This is a genomic window from Bacillus sp. L75, from assembly GCF_003676355.1.
Classification (GTDB): domain Bacteria; phylum Bacillota; class Bacilli; order Bacillales; family Bacillaceae; genus Bacillus; species Bacillus velezensis.
The window spans coordinates 24,587-42,517 of the sequence record NZ_ML064908.1; the positions used below are offsets into that span (position 1 = coordinate 24,587).

Here is a 17,931-nt window from a genome sequence, read left to right on the forward strand (position 1 = left end):
TAAGGGGGAACGGACATGGTTAATAAAGATATGACAAAGGTTTGCATAGGCAAAGTAAACGAATTACCCGAGGAGTTAGGAAAAACCGTATATATAGAAGATAAAGAGCTTGCCGTATTTAAACTTTCTGACGGGAGCGTCCGCGCCGTCGAAAACCGCTGTCCCCATAAAGGGGGCGTCTTGGCTGAAGGCATCGTCAGCGGAGAATACGTCTTCTGCCCGATGCATGACTGGAAAATCTCCTTAGAAGACGGAAAAGTCCAAGAGCCGGATCATGGCTGTGTCAAAACATACGAAACACTGATCGAAGGAGAGAATGTATACCTCCTGTATTGATCAGACCGGATCACTTTTTCAAGTGGTCCTTCATTTTTTAAACTGCTGAAGGGATGACGCCATCATGAAAAACGGAATCGTATATTTTGTCGGTGCCGGACCAGGAGACCCGGGGCTGATCACCGTAAAAGGAAAACAGGCTCTGGAGAAAGCGGATATTATTTTGTATGACCGGCTCGCAAACCCAAAGTTTCTTGAGTATGCCTCACCGGACTGCCGGTTCATTTATTGCGGAAAGCTGCCCGACCGCCATTTTATGAAACAGTCTGAGATAAATGCCCTGCTGATTGAAAAAGCGGCGGAGGGCTGCACCGTAGTCCGCTTGAAAGGCGGAGACCCAAGTGTGTTCGGCAGAGTCGGCGAAGAAGCAGAGGCGCTTCATCAGCACGGCATCCGCTACGAAATGGTGCCCGGCATCACCTCGGGAATCGCAGCGCCGCTGTATGCGGGAGTCCCCGTCACCCATCGTGATTTCGCTTCGTCCTTCGCGATGATCACCGCTCATGATACATCATTGCACGGCAGGCCGAATCTCGACTGGGAAGGGCTTGCCCGAAGCGTTCAAACGCTTGTGTTTTACATGGGCGTTAAAAATCTGTCATTTATATGCCGTAAGCTTACGGAGTACGGAAAATCCCCTTCCGTTCCCGTACTCGTCATTCAATGGGGGACGTGGGGGCGGCAGCGGAGTGTTAAAGGAACGCTTCAGGATATCCATGAAAAAGTTCAAAGCCAAAACATCACCAACCCTGCCATTATCGTCATCGGTGATATTGTCAATTTTCAAACACACAGCTGGTTTGAAAGCAAACCGTTCATCGGGCGGCATATCATGGTTGTCACTCATGGCGATGAAGAACACACATTGACAGACAAGCTGCGCGAATATGGCGCCGATGTTATTGAATGGCCGAAGCGGATCGTTAAAAAAATGCCCGCAAACGAAAACATCCTGAAACAGATCAGCACCTTTGAACAACTATTTTTCACATCACGCCTTGCGGTATGCGAATTCTTTGACACACTGGCTTTCAAGCAGATCGACATCCGCCGGGTGACCGCAAGCCTGAATGCAGCGACTGAGGCCGCAAAGACGGAACTGACAAAACGGGGCTTTCTCCTATCCGAATGTCAAATTGATTCTCCGCATTCACTCATTGTAGGAAGCCGTCAAGCAGCAGAAAACTTGTCAGACTCAAAATCATGCCCGTTTTATATCACCCATGAACATATCGCAGATGAGCGGTTCACTTCCATGATCGAACGCACGATCAGCGAGTCTCCTCTGCAAATGATTATCTGTACGGGCAAAGAATCCGCTCAGCATTTGATCAGCGCCGGAAAACAAATCGGCATATCACCGAATCCGTCAGGAAACCGCCCTCCCGTCATCTGCATGGGCGAAGACGTCCCCGCCGGCTGCGGGTTTACCGCCGTGAAAAATCAGGAACAGTTATTTGCGTTTATACGAAATGAAATGAAAGACATGCTCGTTCACAGCTGATACGCCGGAATTTCTGACCCCCGGGCTCAATATCGGGGGTCAGCCCTTTTTTATTGTGTCACCAATTTTTTATGGTGAGTCGAATACATCGCCATCTGTTCCGCCTGCGGGTCCAAATAGGCTTTGGCGCTGTTCACGGCGGTCGGCCCCTCCGTGAAACCGCCGGCAATCAATCTGAGCTTGCTTTCATAATGGGCGGCGTCACCGGCGACAAACACGCCCGGAAGATTCGTCCGCATATGTCTGTCAGCTTTAATCCTGCCTTCTTCTATCTCAAGCCCCCAGTCCTTCATCGGACCGAGATCAATTTTAAACCCATGGTTGATAATGAGCTCATCAAGCTTGATGACTTCAGAAAGTCCGGACTCAGTTTGGCAAACGGTGACGCTCTCGATCCGTTCTCCGGTGCCGTTGAGGTGCTTTAGACGATATGGCGCAAGCACCCGCACGGAAGACCGCTTCATTTTCGCCACGCTGCTTTCCAAACCGCCGAACTCCTCCCTGCGGTGCAAGACGGTAACAGACGCCGCAATCGGTTCCAGCTCATTCGCCCAGTCAACCGCGGTATCTCCCCCTCCTGAAATCACGACATGCTTATCTCGAAACGCATCAAGCTTCTCCACCTTATAATGAAGGTTCTTTCCCGAATACCGGCTCGCATCCGCGCTGTCAAGTTCATTGACCTCAAGCGTCCCCATGCCGACAGCCAAAATCACCGTGCGCGTATAGTGCTTTTCCCCTTTGGAACTTTCCAGCACAATGGTTCCGTCTTCCAGCCATTCAAATCCGGTCACCCGCTGATTCAACACGATATCCGGCTTAAATGTCGCAGCCTGTTCCTTCAGCTGCTTAATCAGCTGTTCTCCGGCAATCCCGGGTATTCCGCCGATATCACGGATGATTTTTTCAGGGAAAAACATAGACACTTTCCCTCCGAGCCGCGGCAAAAACTCGATCACTTTCGTTTTCAGCTCGCGCATCCCGCAATAAAAAGCCGCAAACAGGCCGATCGGGCCTCCGCCTATAATCGTGACGTCATACACCTCATGATTTTCCGCCATCGTTCTGCCTCCCGTTTATATCTATACTTCAAACATTTTTAATTGAGAATCAATATCAATGAAAGTATAACACATATTGAGGAGAAGTGTTTATTCATTTCTCTCTTGCGGAAAAGGAGTGATTCAGAAGTGAGGTTCTGAGATTGATAAGCGGGAAGGTATTAAAACTGAAACCAGTACGGCGACTGGTTTCTTTTTTATCTCTTTTTCATCAGCATGATATCGAGATACAGCTGGCACCTTGTCCTGAAGTCGTTTAAATTAATTGATGTCATGTCAAGAATCTGTTTGATACGGTAGTTCAATGTGTTTTGATGAATAAAAAGCTGTTCTGCGGCTGGTTTTGTTTTGCAGTTATTGAGGAGATAGATTTCTAACGTTTTCAGCAGTTCGGTACTGCTTTCTCTGTCTTTGGCTTTTAATAACGCTAAATCTTCGTTTACATATTCCAGTGAGGCGTTTTTTTCTTCGATGCTTTCAAGATAGCGGTAAATCCCGAGCTTACTGTATTCGTACGGGATATTTTCCTGGTTTCCGGTAATTTCGGCGGCCTTTATGACTTCAAGGGCCTCTATATAACTTTTGCCGAGCTTCAGGATGCTGCTGTATTCATTGCCGATTCCGATATAGATGGGAGTGGGGATCTTCTGAAAGTGAAAATGAGTCAGCAGTTTGTGGGTGAATTCAGATGCTGCCGAAGTGCCGGAGCTTTTTTGCGAGAAGCTTGCGACGACGATGACAATATTGGAATCAATGGTTAAGACGTGACTGACTTTATCCCGCAAATTCAAGTACGATTTGATATTTTCCTTCACATCTTCGACTGCCTCCCCATCCCCATTTGCGGCGTGCAGGACGACTACCGAAAAAACCGACGGCAGCACGGCGTTCATCTTTTCCGCTTCCCGCCTGAACTCCTTTTCAGAGGAGAATTGCTGAAAGATCGCCCGTTTCACCAGGTCTTCCGCTCTCTCTTCTTTTTCCTGTTTCAGCCGGTTCGTTTTATAGATGATTTTTCCGACATGGAATGAAGTTTCATATAAAAAATCGAGCTCCTCGTCCGTCAGGTTTCGGTCGAGCTCCTGAATCCAGATGTAGCCCATCACTTCGCCTTTATGTTTTGCGCTTACAACCACTCTCTGATTCAGTCCGATACTGTCTATTTTTTCGACACGGAACGGTTCAGGAACGGTTTTCAGCTTTTCGATCACCCCGTCCTTCAGAAACCTTTCAAAAATCTGCACGGGGCATTTTTTTGAAAATATCGTCTGCTGGTTGGCGGAGTCGAAGTGATTAATGTAATAAGAATTATAGGCAAGCAAAAAGAAATCCGCGCTTTCCAGAATAACGGGCTTCTGCAATTCATAACTGATGAAATCAATTAATTTATCAATGTCCGTAAATGAAAAAACTCTCTCTAAAAGCTCTTCCATACCTATTTCTCCTATGCTCTTTTTATCTTTATCATACTCTGCGGGGTGACTTTTTGTATAGAAAAAAATTCACATATTCCCAAAACGGAATTATCCGGAATTCTGTATCGTGAAAAGAGGAAAAAGGGCGGTCCCTTCTTCCTCTCGTTCCTTGCTTTTATTGAGAAAGTGTATCACGGTACTCATGAAACTGATCTGTGACATCTTTTGACGGAGCCTGTGTCAATAAGCTGACGACAAATACAGCGGCAAGGCTTACAGCAAAGCCCGGAATGATTTCGTACAAAAAGTCTGAAAGACCGGCATTCGCCCAAATGATTACGGTAATCGCTCCCGCAATCATGCCGGCGAGTGCCCCCCATTTCGTCATCCGTTTCCAAAATAAACTGAGCAGTACGACCGGCCCGAATGAAGCGCCGAATCCCGCCCATGCATAGCTGACAAGACCAAGTATCGTGTTGTTTTTCTCCCAGGCGAGCACCAAAGCGATGATTGACACCGCAAGCACTGCCATTCTCCCCAGAAATACGAGTTCCTTATCAGAAGCCGAACGCCTGAACATGGACTTATACAAGTCCTCCACTAAAGAACTGGACGTAACGAGCAGCTGAGACGAAATCGTACTCATAATGGCCGCTAAAATCGCAGAAATGAGAAATCCCGTAATAATCGGGTGGAACAGAATGTTGCCGAGCTGAATAAAAATGGTTTCCGGATCAGCCAGCTTCAGTCCGTTCTGGTGGTAATACGCGATTCCCGCAAGACCCGTAAACAGCGCGCCTAGTGCAGACAAAATCATCCATCCCATTCCGATCCGTCTGGCTCGTTTGATTTCTTTCACAGACGTGATCGCCATAAAGCGCACAATAATATGCGGCTGCCCGAAATAGCCGAGCCCCCACGCAAATAAAGAAATAATGCCAAGGACGGTCGTCCCTTTGAACATGTTAAACAGTTCCGGGTTGACGGAACGGATATCGGCAACGGTTTCCCCCGGGCCGCCCGTATGGAAAATCGTCACAATCGGCACAAGAATAAGCGCCACAAACATAATGATCCCTTGAACAAAGTCCGTCCAGCTTACCGCCAAAAAGCCCCCGAACAAGGTGTAGGCGACAACGACGCCTGTCACGACCCACAGTCCCGTGTGGTAATTCAACCCTAAAATGCTGTTGAATAAGACACCTCCGGATACCATGCCGGATGATACGTAAAATGTGAAAAAGACGAGAATGACAAGACCCGAAAACAGTCTGAGAAGCTTCGTATGATCACCGAAACGGTTTTCAAGGAAACCCGGAATGGTGATGGAATTCCCCGCTTTTTCGGTATACGTTCTCAGTCTCGGCGCCACGAAAAGCCAGTTCGCCCACGCCCCGAGCACAAGCCCGAGCACAATCCAAGCGCCGCTTAATCCTGTCGAGAACATAGCACCCGGAAGCCCCATCAAGAGCCATCCGCTCATATCCGCCGCTCCCGCGCTGAGCGCTGTGACGGCAGGGCCTAAAGAACGCCCCCCGAGCATGTAATCCGTCAGATTTGACGTCCGTCTGTAGGCGAAATAACCGATAAACAGCATACCCGCCATATAAATACAAATGGAAATAATCAACTGAATGTTTGCTATGGCATTTCCTCCTCCGCTTTATATGTTTATGGTGAAATGGACACCCCCCGCGAGGAGGATGCCCATTCAGTCCCTCTTAAAACGTTTCACTGATTGTTTTCGCCTGCATGTGGAGGGCCAAATAATCCGGGCCGCCCGCTTTTGAATCAGTGCCGGACATTTTGAAGCCTCCGAACGGATGGTAGCCGACAATCGCTCCCGTACAATTGCGGTTGAAGTACAGGTTGCCGACATGGAACTCCTGTTTCGCCCGTTCAATATGTTTGCGGTTGTTTGTAATGACCGCGCCTGTCAAACCGTATTCAGTATTGTTGGCCACTTCCAGCGCTTCATCAAAGTTTGATACTTTAGAAAACGCCACGACAGGCCCGAAAATTTCTTCCTGCATGAGTCTTGCTTTCGGATCAAGGTCAGCGAAGATCGTCGGCTTGATAAAGTAGCCTTTTGAATCATCTCCGGTGCCGCCGCTTACTAAACGGCCTTCTTCTTTTCCGATTTCAATGTAGCTCATGATCTTGTCGTAAGAACCTTGGTCGATGACAGGCCCCATATAAACATCTGCACTGTCAGGTTTAGCAGTTACTTTTGATTCCGTAATTTCAATGACACGCTCTAATACTTGATCATACACTTTTTCATGGACAACTGCACGTGAACCTGCAGAACATTTTTGTCCCGCGAAGCCGAATGCTGATGTAAAGATGGATTGAGCCGCCAATTCAATGTCCGCATCTTCGTCAACGACAACCGTATCTTTACCGCCCATTTCTGCAATGACGCGTTTCAGATGCTGCTGGCCCGGCTGCACTTTCGCCGCGCGTTCGAAAATTCTCGTACCGACTTCACGTGATCCTGTAAATGTGATAAGGCTTGTTTTCGGATGGTCAACAAGATAATCGCCTACTTCTGCTCCGCTTCCCGGCACAAAGTTGACTACGCCTTTTGGCAATCCGGACTCTTCAAGCACCTCAACAAATTTTGCTGCAATAACAGGTGTAGCACTCGCAGGTTTTAGAACCACTGTGTTTCCAGTAACGATCGGCGCCACTGTTGTTCCTGCCATGATCGCAAACAAGAAGTTCCACGGCGGAATAACAACTGTCACTCCAGTCGGCGTGTACACATATTGGTTTTTCTCGCCCTCACGGCTGTTGACCGGTTTGCCTTTTGCCAGTTCGATCATTTGGCGTGCATAATACTCCATGAAGTCAATCGCTTCAGCCGTATCTGCATCAGCTTCGTTCCAAGGTTTTCCCGCTTCCTTGACGAGCAGGGCGGAGAATTCGTGCTTTCTGCGGCGGACTTTGGCAGCTGCGCGGAACAAAACGGCCGCTCTTTCTTCAGGGGATGTGTATCTCCACTCTTCGAACGCTTTCGCAGCAGCTTCAATCGCTTGCTCAGCGTGCTCCTGGGACGCCTTTGACACTTTTCCGACGACTTCTTCTTTGTCTGCAGGGTTAATGGATACGATTTTCGCTTCCGTCTCTACCTTTTCACCGTTGATGACGAGCGGATAATCTTTCCCCAGATACTCATTTACCGTCGCAAGCGCTTTCTTAAATTCTTCAACGTTCGATTGATCTTGGAAATTCGTGAATGGTTCGTGTTTATAAGGTGTAGTCATTGTCATCTCTCCCTTTTTTACTTCTTAGTCATTCCTTTAAAGGCGAATGCGATGTTTGAGGGGCGTTCAGCGAGCCGTCTCATGAAATAGCCGTACCAGTCATCCCCGTAAGGCAGGTAGACTCTCATGCGGTATCCTTCTTCCACCAGGCTGAGCTGGGTTTGCGAGCGCATGCCGTACAGCATCTGAAACTCAAAACGGTCGTTTGGAATGCCATGCTCTTTGGCAAGCTGTTTTGTAAACTCGATCATTTTGTCATCATGCGTGGCAACTGCCGTATAATGCCCTTTTAAAAGCTGTTTGCGGATGAGTCTTTTATAATTTTCATCGACGTCGCTTTTTTCAGGATAGGCCACCTTTTCCGATTCTTTATAGGCCCCTTTGACAAGCCGCAGAAACGGATTCAGCGGGCTGAGGTCGTCAAGATCCTTCTCCGTTCTGTACAGATAGGCCTGCACCACGGTGCTTACATATTCATACCGGCTCCGGAAGTCTTTAAAGATATCCAGCGTTTTCTGGCATCTCGTTTCATCTTCCATGTCAATCGTCACCATGACTTTATGTTTTTCAGCCGTCTGGAGGATTTTCGTCATATTTTCATAGACGAGATCGAGATCTATATCAAGACCTAAAGACGTCATTTTTAATGACACTTGGGAATTCAGCTGTTCATCAGCGATTAAGGCGATGGTCTGCATGCACTCCTCGGTGCGTTCTTTCGCGACATCACCGCTGTTGACAAATTCCCCCAAATGATCGACAGTAACTGACAGCCCCTGGCTGTTCAAATGTCGGATTGTCGGGATAGAACTGCGGAAATCCATTCCTCCGATGATTTTGCCGGCTGCCACACGGCTTCCCCAGCTTCGCGCCATCTTATTGAGAAAGCTGCTCTTGGATAAAAATAAGAAAAAATCTCTTGTAATCACTTCCAACCTTAACACCCCGCAATCTAAGAAGTATTTGTATGAGTCTATTGTAAATGGACAAAACATCCTCTCACAATATTCTAAAAATACAAAGATTCTGATAAATTTTTGTGGTTTTACCACAATCAGCTTCTTAGATAGCAGGCGGATTATGCCGAAAAAAGGCGGACGGAAATGACGGCAATCGTCAATTTCCGCCTTTTTCCCCCCACGCCTCTTCGACGGTCTGAATCAATAGCCGATTCAGTTCCTCCGTTATGTCAGGTTTCGGCGTTTTGATCGTTTTGACATAGTGCCCGATGCGTTCTATTTCTTCTTCTATAAATGCATGAATGATCGTATTTCTGGGTTCCGGAGCCAGCTCCTGACCGCTTTTTTTCCTTGTAAGCAGTGTATTGATTTCAGAAATGAGCGCTTCATCCGTCAATAAGGCATCGGCCAGTACGGGAAATGACATCGGCGGTACGGAGCCGAACGTTTCAATCCATCTGCAGGCAAGGAGAGGACGCAGAACATAAAAATACTTTTTAATCTTTACTTCACTGCCCCGCAATTCCGTTTTTTCATTCCGTTTTGCCATATTGAGATAATGATAGATGCCGGCTTCAGGCGAAAAGGCGCGGATTTTCAGTTTTCGAAGCTTTTCAGCCGCTGAGAAAGCTTCATAATAGATCATCTCAGAAGAGAGCCATTCCAAAAGAGGCGGATTTGATTTTTTAAAAAGCCTAAGCGCTTTTCTCAGTTCCCAGCCGCTGATGTCAAGCATGTCATGAATCGGCTCTTCTATGACATCCCTATGCGGTTCGATCGAAAAGTACCATTCTTTTTTCGGCACATAGAGAAACCGCACATCGTAGTCGCTGTCGCTTGACGGAAACCCCCATGCGCGGCTCCCTGATTCTACGGCGTAAAGCACCTTGACGCCGTGCTGTGCTTCAATTCGTTTTAATTCTTCGATGATCCTTTGTTTCATCTGTATCCGTCCTTTTCCGTGATCATTCCTGAAAAAAGCCCAAGTACTTGGGCTTTTCGCTGTCGTCAGCCTTTCAGATGCGCTTTCAGAAAGGCCAGCTTTTCCGTATGGAAAGAAGGTATGTATTCATGTCCGAAATACCGGTAAACCTTCAATTCTTTTTCCGTTTCCAGATGATTGTACGCGGCAAATACCGTCGACGGCGGGGTCACACGGTCAATCAGCCCGATGGACATGAGCACCGGAACTTTTACGCGGTCCGCCAGATTCATGATATCAAAATAGGCCAGTGTATTCATCGCGGCCTTCTCCGTTTCAGGGCTGCCGTTCTTTCTGAAAAAGGAGTTAATCTCAAGATACGGCTCATCAAGAGCGACATCAATGGCCCGCTCAAAATTGCTTAAATAAGGATAATCGGCCGCAACCGCTCTCGGAATGTCAGATAGTGCCGCCGCGGCGATTGAAAGTCCGCCTCCCTGGCTCCCGCCGATGACGGCGATCCTCGTTTCATCAACTTCATCAAAGCCGCTGATGACTTCCAAAGCCCGGACGGCGTCTAAGTACACGCCGCGGTAATAATATGTATCTTTATCTAAAATCCCTTTCGTCATCCAGCCGGGAACGTGTCCGTGCGGTGAGACGCTTGTATCTGTGCTGCTGTGCTGGCCGCGGACAAGCATGCCGAACGCGGCATATCCGTGAAGCGCCCAATTTACGATGTCATGTATATCCCCGTCATAGCTCGCATTATAGCCGTGATATTTCACGATGGCCGGATGCGGTCCTTGCCGGTCGGGAATGGCGTACCATCCCTCAATTTCCGCCTTGCCGAAGCTTCGGTATGTCAGCCGGAATACTTTCACGCCGTCAGCCGGGTAGCTTTCAGCCGTCAATTCAGGCTTTGCCTCTTCCTTTGCAAGCTCATGTAATGATGATGCCCAAAAATCCGAAAAGTCATGAGGAGCGGTTTTATTTGGTTTATAGGTTTGCAGTTGGTCGAGCGGCAAGTCGTATAATTGCATATCCGATTATTCTCCTTTGTTTTATAAGATTTAATTTTCTGACTCTATCTTAACACGATTTTACACTCATTTTCTAAACATTTTAATAAACGTTTGTTTAAAAACAAAAAAGCCGTGCGCTCACAGCGTCACGGCTCTTTTTACATCGGCTGATACAGGTCCCAGCCGATTTTTAACGTTTCTACGATATAATCGGCGATTTCTTCTGGTTCCAGATTATCCGTCGCCACTTTTGAATTATGTTTATCATAGATGCTTTGGCGCTCGTTAAAGAGCTGCTGCATTTCATCCATGGAACGGTTATGCAGAACGGGACGGCTTTCAATCAGCAGATCAGCCCGCTGCTTCCAATTCTCCCATGATAAATCAAGATGGAGCACGAGACAGTTTTCAAGACAGCACTGTCTGATTTCCTCTTGTTTAAACGAACCGCCCCCAAGCGACACGATCTTGAATTTCGTATTACGGCAAATATCTAATATATAATCCTTTTCGGTCTGACGGAAAAAGGCTTCACCCTTCTGCTCAAACATTTCAGGGATGGACATATTGAAATCTTTCTCAATCTGCAAATCAATATCAATAAAGTCTCTGTATAGTTTCTTAGCGACCAGCTGGCCGATTGTTGTCTTTCCGACACCCATGAATCCGATCAGTACGATATTTCTTTCTCTTACGGGAATGGCACGTTTTGCGTTCATCTTCGGCGAAATCCTCCTAAGAAATGAAAAAGTTATGTTTATTATATGATAACTCAATATTGAAATATAGAGATAATGCAATGAAAGAAAACCCATCCTTTATAAGAAGAGATGAGTTTTTCTTTCTATCGGAGCTTAATGCGTTCCACCTTTCCGACAATGAAAATATAAGAAAATGCCCCGATAAATGCGACAGCGCCGACAAACAGAATCGCTCCGTTATAAGAACCGGTCGCAGAAACGATAAACCCGATGATAAGCGGGGTGATAATACCGGCCATATTGGCGAAAAAGCTAAAGACGCCCCCTGCCAATCCGATTGTTTCGCTTGGCGCGACCTCACTCAGCATCGTCCAGGATATGTTGGACATGCCCTGCGCAAAAGAAGCAATGGATAAGATCGTCAAAACCGCGGGAGCAGAATCCGTAACATTCGCAAGCACGATGGAGCCTGTCAGCAGAAGACCGAGGATGACGGGCGTTTTCCGGGCAACGTTCACCGACACCCCCCGTTTCATCATGCCGTCAGACCAATACCCGCCGAACAATACGCCGAAAAAGGCGGCGATATACGGAATTGATGCGGCGAAGCCGACTTTTAAGAAAGCCATGTGCTTTGCCTCCGCCAGATAAGTCGGAAACCATGTCAAAAAGAAGAACAGCGTGGAGGCTACGGCGAATTGGCCGATATACAATCCGACAAGCTTGCGGTATTTTAGAAGCTGGACGAAATCCGCCCACGATATCCTGCCGGCTGAATCAGACACCTCAGTCAGTCCGCCGCCTTCTTTAATATAATCAAGCTCCTCACGATTCACTTTCCGATACCCGTTCGGCTCGTGATACATTTTAAACCAGAAAATGGAGAAAACAATTCCGAGCACCCCTGAGGAAATAAATACGGCGCGCCAGTCAAATGCCGTTAACACCCAGAATAAAACCGGTGTGGCGAACGCCAGCCCGACATATTCCCCCGCCGTATAAACACCCGTCGCAAAGGCGCGTTCCCGCCTTGGAAACCATGTCGTGACAATCCGGTTGTTTGCCGGAAACGCCGGCGATTCAGCTATGCCGATGAGCAGGCGGCAGCCGAATAGAAACCCGAAACTTGTCGCAAAAGCTTGTACTCCGGTAAAAACCGACCACACAAATAAAGAAATTCCGTATGTCCGTTTTGACCCGAATTTATCCAAAATGAGCCCGCCTGGAATCTGCATCCCCGTATAGGTCCAGCTAAACGCAGAAAAAACGATGCCCAAAAGCGCGGGGCTTATGTTCAGCGAATGTTGAATGGATGGGCCGACAATAGATACACTGGCTCGGTCTATATAATTAATCGCAGTGATAAAAAACAAAAGAACCAATATCACATAACGAGCGCGAGTCGGTTTATTGCGGACGGGACTGAAGGCCCTCAGCTCCGTTTCTTTTTTCAATGGCTTCTCCCCCCCTTACTCGAATGAAATTAATTGTACAACACTTCGGTTAATTATTTAATACTTTGACGCAAAAAAGCGTTAAACAATTTGTGTGCCGCACTGACCTGATGTAGACACACCCCGCTTATAAAAAGTGTCTGCCCTTTTCACCTGTTTATCCGTATCGCACCCGGGGAAAAAGTACACATATGATAGGCAGTTACGGGAGGATTACCGATGAAACTGAGTTTTTGCACGACAGGATTTAAGAAAAAGCATATTTTTGACATCATTTCTTTCGCGAAGGAGCACTCCTTTGAGGGAATCGAACTGTGGTACGGACACGCTAAACAATATATAGAGGAAATCGGCCCGCTCGACAGGCTTTATCAGCAGCTTCAGGAGGAAGGCATCGGGGTGCCTACCGTCAGTTTGTACACTGACTTCGCCACTCAGGATGAAAGGCAGGCGTTAAAGGATGTTCAAAGGGCATTAAGCGCGGCACGACAGCTGCACAGTCCCTTGATCAGGGTCTTTGCCGGCAATCTTCCTTCGCACCGGACGTCACCGGAAAAGTGGCAACGTGCGGTTGATCAATTTCAGCAGGCGGCACGGCTCGCAGATGACTATGAAGTCGATATCGGGCTTGAGATTCATTACGATACGTACGCGGATACACCGGAGGCGGCGCTGGCATTTTTGGAGGATGTCGGACATCCGCGGGTCCGCACCATTTTTGACGGCTCCAACCTACACGTCAATCACGTTGACCAAATGTCCGCTTTGGAAAAACTGTATCATACCGTCAGCCACATTCATCTGAAAAACTATCACTGGGATTTTGACAACTGGTATCTCAGCAAGCCGGTATCCGTTCTGCAAGGGGATTTAAGGCAGGAACCCTTTCTGAAAGAACTGATGAACAGGCAATACGGCGGATTCGTATCACTCGAATACTTCGGTCATCATGCTGAAGAGCATATCAAAGAATCACTGAATGAGATCAGGCACTGCTTTAAGAAATAAAAAACATCCCCTCTGAAGGGATGTTTTTTCAAATTAAGAAAAAAATTTTAGAAATACAGAAGGGATTTTATGGATAATCATCTAATTATTAACACTGTAACACATTTCATTTGAAAAGGGAGTGCTCGAAATGAAATTCAAAAAAGTGTTAACCGGTTCTGCGCTGTCTCTTGCCTTACTGATGTCTGCCGCTCCTGCCTTTGCCGCATCACCAACAGCATCCGCATCCGCGGAAAATAGCCCAATCTCAACGAAAGCAGATGCCGGCATTAATGCCATCAAACTCGTTCAAAGCCCTAACGGCAATTTCGCTGCTTCTTTCGTTTTAGATGGAACAAAATGGATTTTCAAAAGCAAATACTATGACAGCAGCAAAGGGTATTGGGTAGGGATTTATGAAAGTGTAGATAAATAAAAATGAAATAAACAAAAAACCTCCCTTTCAAAAGGGAGGTTTTTTTCATTCTATTTCCACCAATCATCAAACATCGATGCCGGCACCTGGCGCTTATGCTCCGTACTGAGATAGCGTTTTTCCAGCGCCTCAATCACTTCGGAAGAAACGTCCTTGCCTTCTAAATAATCATCAATGTCATTGTATGTGATGCCGAGTTCGGTCTCATCAGTCTGCTGCGGTTTTTCATCGAGCAGATCGGCCGTCGGTAATTTCAAATACAGGCGTTCCGGCGCGCCGAGCTCTTCTAATAAACGTCTGCCCTGGCGTTTCGTTAATCCGGTCAGCGGCAGCAGATCAGCTCCGCCGTCACCGTATTTCGTGAAGAAACCGGTCACCGCCTCGGCCGCATGGTCGGTTCCGATGACAAGCAGCCCCTCTTGTCCGCCGATGGCATATTGAGCGATCATTCTCATTCTGGCCTTTACATTTCCTTTGTTAAAGTCAGACAGCTGATCGCCCGTGTCTTTCTTATACTGATCAGCGAACGCGCTGACAGCGGACTTAATATCAAATGTCCATGATTTATCAGGTTTAATGAATTTGAGCGCCAATTGGGCGTCATCCTCATCTTGCTGTGTGCCGTGCGGAAGGCGGACGGCGATAAATTCAGCGTTTCCGCCTTCTTCTCTGATGCTTTCAGCCGCCAATTGGGCGAGGCGTCCCGCAAGCGTGGAATCCTGCCCCCCGCTGATGCCGAGCACAAAGCCTTTGGCACCTGTTTTTTTCAAATATTGTTTCAGAAAGTTCACTCTGTCCTCAATTTCTTGTTTCGGATCAATTGAGGGCTTTACATGGAGATCATTCATAATTTGTTTCTGGATGCTCATCCCAATCACTCCTCCTGCATTGTTTCTTTATGATCCATTTCCCGTTCATGCTGAAAATGAATCATGCCACTATGTACGACTCTCTGTTAAATATAGCACAGGTGCAGATTTTAAGTGAATCAAATACACCGGGATCAGCTGATTTCCACCCGCAGCGCCGTGATGCTGTCTCCGTTGCATTTTCCTTTTTCAATCGGACAGGATGAAAACGCGACGACGAGATCCATTTCCGCACGGAGCCGTACATAATCACCCGCGTCAGAAAGAGGCGTTTCGACTGATAAGTTCCCCTTCTCATCGAGCACCGTGTTCATAAAGATGGCAAATGGGTAATGCATATGCGGCCGCGGCACCCCGAACGGTTCAAGCGCCCCGCTCATATTGTCATAGCACGTATCCTGGAGCTCGTCTTTATGCTTTCCGTATAAAAGCCTGTTCATATCCGGACGGCAGGCGGGAAGCAGCAGGTCATGCTTGCCGACTGTATCCTCAATCAGCGTCAGCATCGGCTTGTATAAATTCGAATAAATATGATCACCCGTTTTTACATGAATGGACTGGTTGGCATCAATCGTCGCGCCCTGATCAAGATGTTCATAGAAGTCCTTGGCATGATACGCCGTGAAGTCAGCCACCTGCTGTCCTTCCACATCGACTACTTTTATAATCTGCCCTTTGTGAACCTTCAGGCCGAGCCCTTTTTTCGGCGGTACAATAAATTGCTGTGTCATCAGACTGCTCCTTTTTTTCTTCTATTATGAACTTCGGCCGTTTGTTTCATGTAAAGCAATTTATTGGATGTATATTCCCCTTCTGACGGCCGCAATCTAAGCTTTGATAAAGGGGTTGAACTTCATGGGTAAATCACAGGACCAGCCTAAAGGAAATCTCGCTTGGTGGCAGCTCTCCTTAATCGGCGTCGGCTGCACAATCGGGACGGGCTTTTTTCTCGGGTCCAGCATCGCTATTGTCAAAAGCGGATATTCCGCGCTGATCTCATTTCTTATTGCCGGGCTTGGCACCTATTTTGTCTTTGAGCAGCTCGCGAAGCTTTCGGCCAAACAGCCCGAAAAGGGGTCTTTTTGCGCTTATGCGAGAAAGGCTTTCGGCACTTGGGCCGGTTTCAGCAACGGATGGGTGTACTGGTCGTCCGAGATGCTGATCACTGGAAGCCAGCTGACAGCGATCTCGCTGTTTACGAAGCATTGGTTTCCGAATGTGCCGCTGTGGATTTTCGCCTCCATCTATGCGGTGCTCGGTCTCTTGATTATATTTACGGGGCTGTCCGTTTTTCAAAAAACGGAAAATGTGCTCGCTGTTGTCAAGACGGCGGCGATTGTTATGTTTATCGTCATCGCCATATTGGCGCTGTGCGGTATATTTTCTCATAAACCGGATGTGCAGGTGCCGAACGAATCAAAGGATTTGTTCCCGCACGGAGCGATGGGGTTATGGACCGGATTGATTTATGCGTTTTACGCCTTCGGAGGAATTGAAGTCTTGGGGCTGATGACCGTGCATTTGAAAAAGCCGGAGGAAGCCTCAAAATCAGGCCGGCTGATGCTTGCCGTTCTTGCGGTGATTTACGTCATTTCTCTCGGCCTGGCGCTGCTGTTAGTGCCGCTGGGCAAATTCACCGAACAGGACAGCCCGTTTATTACATCGCTGAAGGGTTTTCATTTAGATATCATTCTTGATATTTTTAACGGGATTTTTATTATTGCGGGATTTTCCACGCTCGTCGCCTCGCTGTTTGCCGTGACGACATTGCTTTGTACAATGGCCGATGACGGGGATGCGCCGAAATGCTTCAGATTAAAGGAAAACAAAAAAATCTGCTGGCCTGCGCTCGGATTGACGTTTGCCGGACTCATCGTCTCCATCATCCTGTCATTGGTGCTGCCGAAAAATATATATGAACACATGACAACCGCGGCGGGCCTGATGCTTCTTTATACGTGGCTGTTCATTTTGTTCTCGGGCAAGAAACTGCTTGAAACGACAAAGATGGGAACCGTTCAGATTGTTATCGCCCTTGTGCTGATTGTCGCGGCCGTCTCCGGGACGCTGTTTGAGAAATCGAGCCGGCCCGGTTTTCTGGTCAGCCTTTGTTTTCTCGCCGTCATTGCGATCGTGACATGGATCGTACAAAAAAAGCAGGGACACAGCCCTGCCGGATCATAGCTTATTTCGTCGGTTTAAACAGTCTCTTCAAATAAGAAAAGGGACACTTTGACACTTGCGTCTCATCATCACGGAGGAAATATTGCTTCCATTCTAAATTGTCTTTTCCTCCGTACCACCCCAATCGGGGATGAAGAGGGGCTTCATCATACGCCTCTAAGCGTTTTCTGATCAGCCGGCTCATGTTTCGTCCGAACGCGGTTGAATCATTTAATCCTTCGAAAACCCATCTCGGCTGAAACGCCAGCATAAAAAACGGGAAGCTTCTGCTTTGTCTCGCTTCATGCGCAGGCGTCGCGCATAGAATAAAATACGGCTCGCCGTCAAAGCAGAACTCCCATTTATAATGTTCAGGGTCCTCCGGTATGTCTTCCGGCCAGTCTTTCGGGTCGCAGCCGCTCAGCCGGTTTAAAAAAGACCAGAACAGTTCTTCATACGCCTCAACGGAATAATGCTCAGCTAAATCCTCAGGCGTATCAAAAATCACAAGCAGCGACGCGTATTTTCCGGTATTCCTTGAGATCTTTCCGTACTCGGACAGCAGCATCCCCACTTCCTCCGGGGTTCCCTCTTCGCGGGGATCACCCGCAAAGGATATCCGGAGCTGATCTGTCAAAAATCCCTGACGTCCCGGAATGCACGGAAACGCGTCCGCTTTATCACCTACTTTTTCTGATAGAAGCTCAAAAGCGACTCTCTGCCAATTTGGCAGATCCAACAACTTTTCCTCAAGGCAACTTTTTGTGTACAGCTCGCTTGCCATCAGCCCACCTCCAGTATCGTCAGGATACGTTATGATGGAGACAGGC

The 17,931-nt window shown here is 47.6% G+C and carries 17 protein-coding genes; 5 read left to right on the plus strand and 12 right to left on the minus strand.

Annotation, left to right across the window (positions count from 1 at the left end):
• The first annotated feature begins 15 nt into the window (after positions 1-15).
• Together nirD and cobA are read left to right on the plus strand one after the other, a co-directional pair.
• Positions 16-336, plus strand: coding sequence for a nitrite reductase small subunit NirD (gene nirD / locus D5S11_RS13550; protein ID WP_007409365.1), 321 nt, complete (start codon positions 16-18; stop codon positions 334-336).
• 64 nt (positions 337-400) lie between these two features.
• Positions 401-1,840 carry a uroporphyrinogen-III C-methyltransferase gene (gene cobA, locus D5S11_RS13555; RefSeq protein WP_020953878.1) on the plus strand — a complete coding sequence of 480 codons (1,440 nt, stop codon included), beginning with the start codon at positions 401-403 and terminating at the stop codon, positions 1,838-1,840.
• Between the two features lie 50 nt (positions 1,841-1,890).
• On the opposite strand, the gene D5S11_RS13560 is transcribed toward cobA, so the two are convergent.
• The 9 genes from D5S11_RS13560 to D5S11_RS13600 form a co-directional block, all read right to left on the minus strand.
• Complete coding sequence (locus D5S11_RS13560; protein WP_108725176.1) at positions 1,891-2,901, minus strand: NAD(P)/FAD-dependent oxidoreductase; 1,011 nt, start codon at positions 2,899-2,901, stop codon at positions 1,891-1,893.
• A gap of 197 nt (positions 2,902-3,098) precedes the next feature.
• Positions 3,099-4,334, minus strand: a complete 1,236-nt coding sequence (locus D5S11_RS13565; protein WP_108725177.1) for a PucR family transcriptional regulator — start codon at positions 4,332-4,334, stop codon at positions 3,099-3,101.
• A gap of 157 nt (positions 4,335-4,491) precedes the next feature.
• A complete protein-coding gene (putP, locus tag D5S11_RS13570; protein WP_015239118.1) occupies positions 4,492-5,946 on the minus strand; it encodes a sodium/proline symporter PutP in 1,455 nt (484 codons plus the stop codon).
• Between the two features lie 91 nt (positions 5,947-6,037).
• The gene (pruA, locus tag D5S11_RS13575) at positions 6,038-7,585 is read right to left on the minus strand and encodes an L-glutamate gamma-semialdehyde dehydrogenase (RefSeq protein WP_015416770.1); all 1,548 of its coding nucleotides are present in this window, start codon (positions 7,583-7,585) and stop codon (positions 6,038-6,040) included.
• A 17-nt stretch (positions 7,586-7,602) separates the two neighbouring features.
• Positions 7,603-8,514: a proline dehydrogenase family protein gene (locus D5S11_RS13580; protein ID WP_087920787.1), complete on the minus strand. Its 912-nt coding sequence runs from the start codon at positions 8,512-8,514 to the stop codon at positions 7,603-7,605.
• 187 nt (positions 8,515-8,701) lie between these two features.
• Positions 8,702-9,487 carry a nucleotidyltransferase domain-containing protein gene (locus D5S11_RS13585; protein WP_011996301.1) on the minus strand — a complete coding sequence of 262 codons (786 nt, stop codon included), beginning with the start codon at positions 9,485-9,487 and terminating at the stop codon, positions 8,702-8,704.
• 65 nt (positions 9,488-9,552) lie between these two features.
• Positions 9,553-10,509 carry a cephalosporin C deacetylase gene (gene cah, locus D5S11_RS13590; RefSeq protein ID WP_038456910.1) on the minus strand — a complete coding sequence of 319 codons (957 nt, stop codon included), beginning with the start codon at positions 10,507-10,509 and terminating at the stop codon, positions 9,553-9,555.
• 140 nt (positions 10,510-10,649) lie between these two features.
• Complete coding sequence (locus D5S11_RS13595) at positions 10,650-11,210, minus strand: shikimate kinase (protein ID WP_038456909.1); 561 nt, start codon at positions 11,208-11,210, stop codon at positions 10,650-10,652.
• A 125-nt stretch (positions 11,211-11,335) separates the two neighbouring features.
• Positions 11,336-12,646: an MFS transporter gene (locus tag D5S11_RS13600; protein WP_108725178.1), complete on the minus strand. Its 1,311-nt coding sequence runs from the start codon at positions 12,644-12,646 to the stop codon at positions 11,336-11,338.
• 219 nt (positions 12,647-12,865) lie between these two features.
• Between D5S11_RS13600 and D5S11_RS13605 the strand changes: the two genes are divergently transcribed.
• Complete coding sequence (locus tag D5S11_RS13605) at positions 12,866-13,654, plus strand: sugar phosphate isomerase/epimerase family protein (RefSeq protein WP_032867326.1); 789 nt, start codon at positions 12,866-12,868, stop codon at positions 13,652-13,654.
• Between the two features lie 130 nt (positions 13,655-13,784).
• Positions 13,785-14,069, plus strand: coding sequence for an antimicrobial peptide LCI (locus D5S11_RS13610; RefSeq protein ID WP_007409062.1), 285 nt, complete (start codon positions 13,785-13,787; stop codon positions 14,067-14,069).
• A gap of 50 nt (positions 14,070-14,119) precedes the next feature.
• Here the strand turns inward: D5S11_RS13610 and nadE are convergent, their stop codons facing one another.
• Positions 14,120-14,938 carry an NAD(+) synthase gene (gene nadE / locus D5S11_RS13615; protein WP_007409061.1) on the minus strand — a complete coding sequence of 273 codons (819 nt, stop codon included), beginning with the start codon at positions 14,936-14,938 and terminating at the stop codon, positions 14,120-14,122.
• A 134-nt stretch (positions 14,939-15,072) separates the two neighbouring features.
• Positions 15,073-15,669 carry a DUF1989 domain-containing protein gene (locus D5S11_RS13620; protein ID WP_011996295.1) on the minus strand — a complete coding sequence of 199 codons (597 nt, stop codon included), beginning with the start codon at positions 15,667-15,669 and terminating at the stop codon, positions 15,073-15,075.
• A 124-nt stretch (positions 15,670-15,793) separates the two neighbouring features.
• Between D5S11_RS13620 and D5S11_RS13625 the strand changes: the two genes are divergently transcribed.
• On the plus strand, positions 15,794-17,122 hold the full coding sequence (locus D5S11_RS13625; RefSeq protein ID WP_053104602.1) for an amino acid permease: 1,329 nt from the start codon (positions 15,794-15,796) through the stop codon (positions 17,120-17,122).
• A 1-nt stretch (position 17,123) separates the two neighbouring features.
• Here D5S11_RS13625 and D5S11_RS13630 read toward each other — a convergent pair whose 3' ends face one another.
• On the minus strand, positions 17,124-17,885 hold the full coding sequence (locus tag D5S11_RS13630; RefSeq protein ID WP_038456905.1) for a YqcI/YcgG family protein: 762 nt from the start codon (positions 17,883-17,885) through the stop codon (positions 17,124-17,126).
• Positions 17,886-17,931: the final 46 nt, after the last annotated feature.

Coding starts and splice junctions, on each gene's coding strand:
- nirD (WP_007409365.1), top strand. CDS start 16: ATGGTTAATAAAGATATGACAAAGGTTTGCATAGGCAAAGTAAACGAA.
- cobA (WP_020953878.1), top strand. CDS start 401: ATGAAAAACGGAATCGTATATTTTGTCGGTGCCGGACCAGGAGACCCG.
- D5S11_RS13560 (WP_108725176.1), bottom strand. CDS start 2,901: ATGGCGGAAAATCATGAGGTGTATGACGTCACGATTATAGGCGGAGGC.
- D5S11_RS13565 (WP_108725177.1), bottom strand. CDS start 4,334: ATGGAAGAGCTTTTAGAGAGAGTTTTTTCATTTACGGACATTGATAAA.
- pruA (WP_015416770.1), bottom strand. CDS start 7,585: ATGACTACACCTTATAAACACGAACCATTCACGAATTTCCAAGATCAA.
- D5S11_RS13585 (WP_011996301.1), bottom strand. CDS start 9,487: ATGAAACAAAGGATCATCGAAGAATTAAAACGAATTGAAGCACAGCAC.
- cah (WP_038456910.1), bottom strand. CDS start 10,509: ATGCAATTATACGACTTGCCGCTCGACCAACTGCAAACCTATAAACCA.
- D5S11_RS13595 (WP_038456909.1), bottom strand. CDS start 11,210: ATGAACGCAAAACGTGCCATTCCCGTAAGAGAAAGAAATATCGTACTG.
- D5S11_RS13605 (WP_032867326.1), top strand. CDS start 12,866: ATGAAACTGAGTTTTTGCACGACAGGATTTAAGAAAAAGCATATTTTT.
- D5S11_RS13610 (WP_007409062.1), top strand. CDS start 13,785: ATGAAATTCAAAAAAGTGTTAACCGGTTCTGCGCTGTCTCTTGCCTTA.
- nadE (WP_007409061.1), bottom strand. CDS start 14,938: ATGAGCATCCAGAAACAAATTATGAATGATCTCCATGTAAAGCCCTCA.
- D5S11_RS13620 (WP_011996295.1), bottom strand. CDS start 15,669: ATGACACAGCAATTTATTGTACCGCCGAAAAAAGGGCTCGGCCTGAAG.
- D5S11_RS13625 (WP_053104602.1), top strand. CDS start 15,794: ATGGGTAAATCACAGGACCAGCCTAAAGGAAATCTCGCTTGGTGGCAG.
- D5S11_RS13630 (WP_038456905.1), bottom strand. CDS start 17,885: ATGGCAAGCGAGCTGTACACAAAAAGTTGCCTTGAGGAAAAGTTGTTG.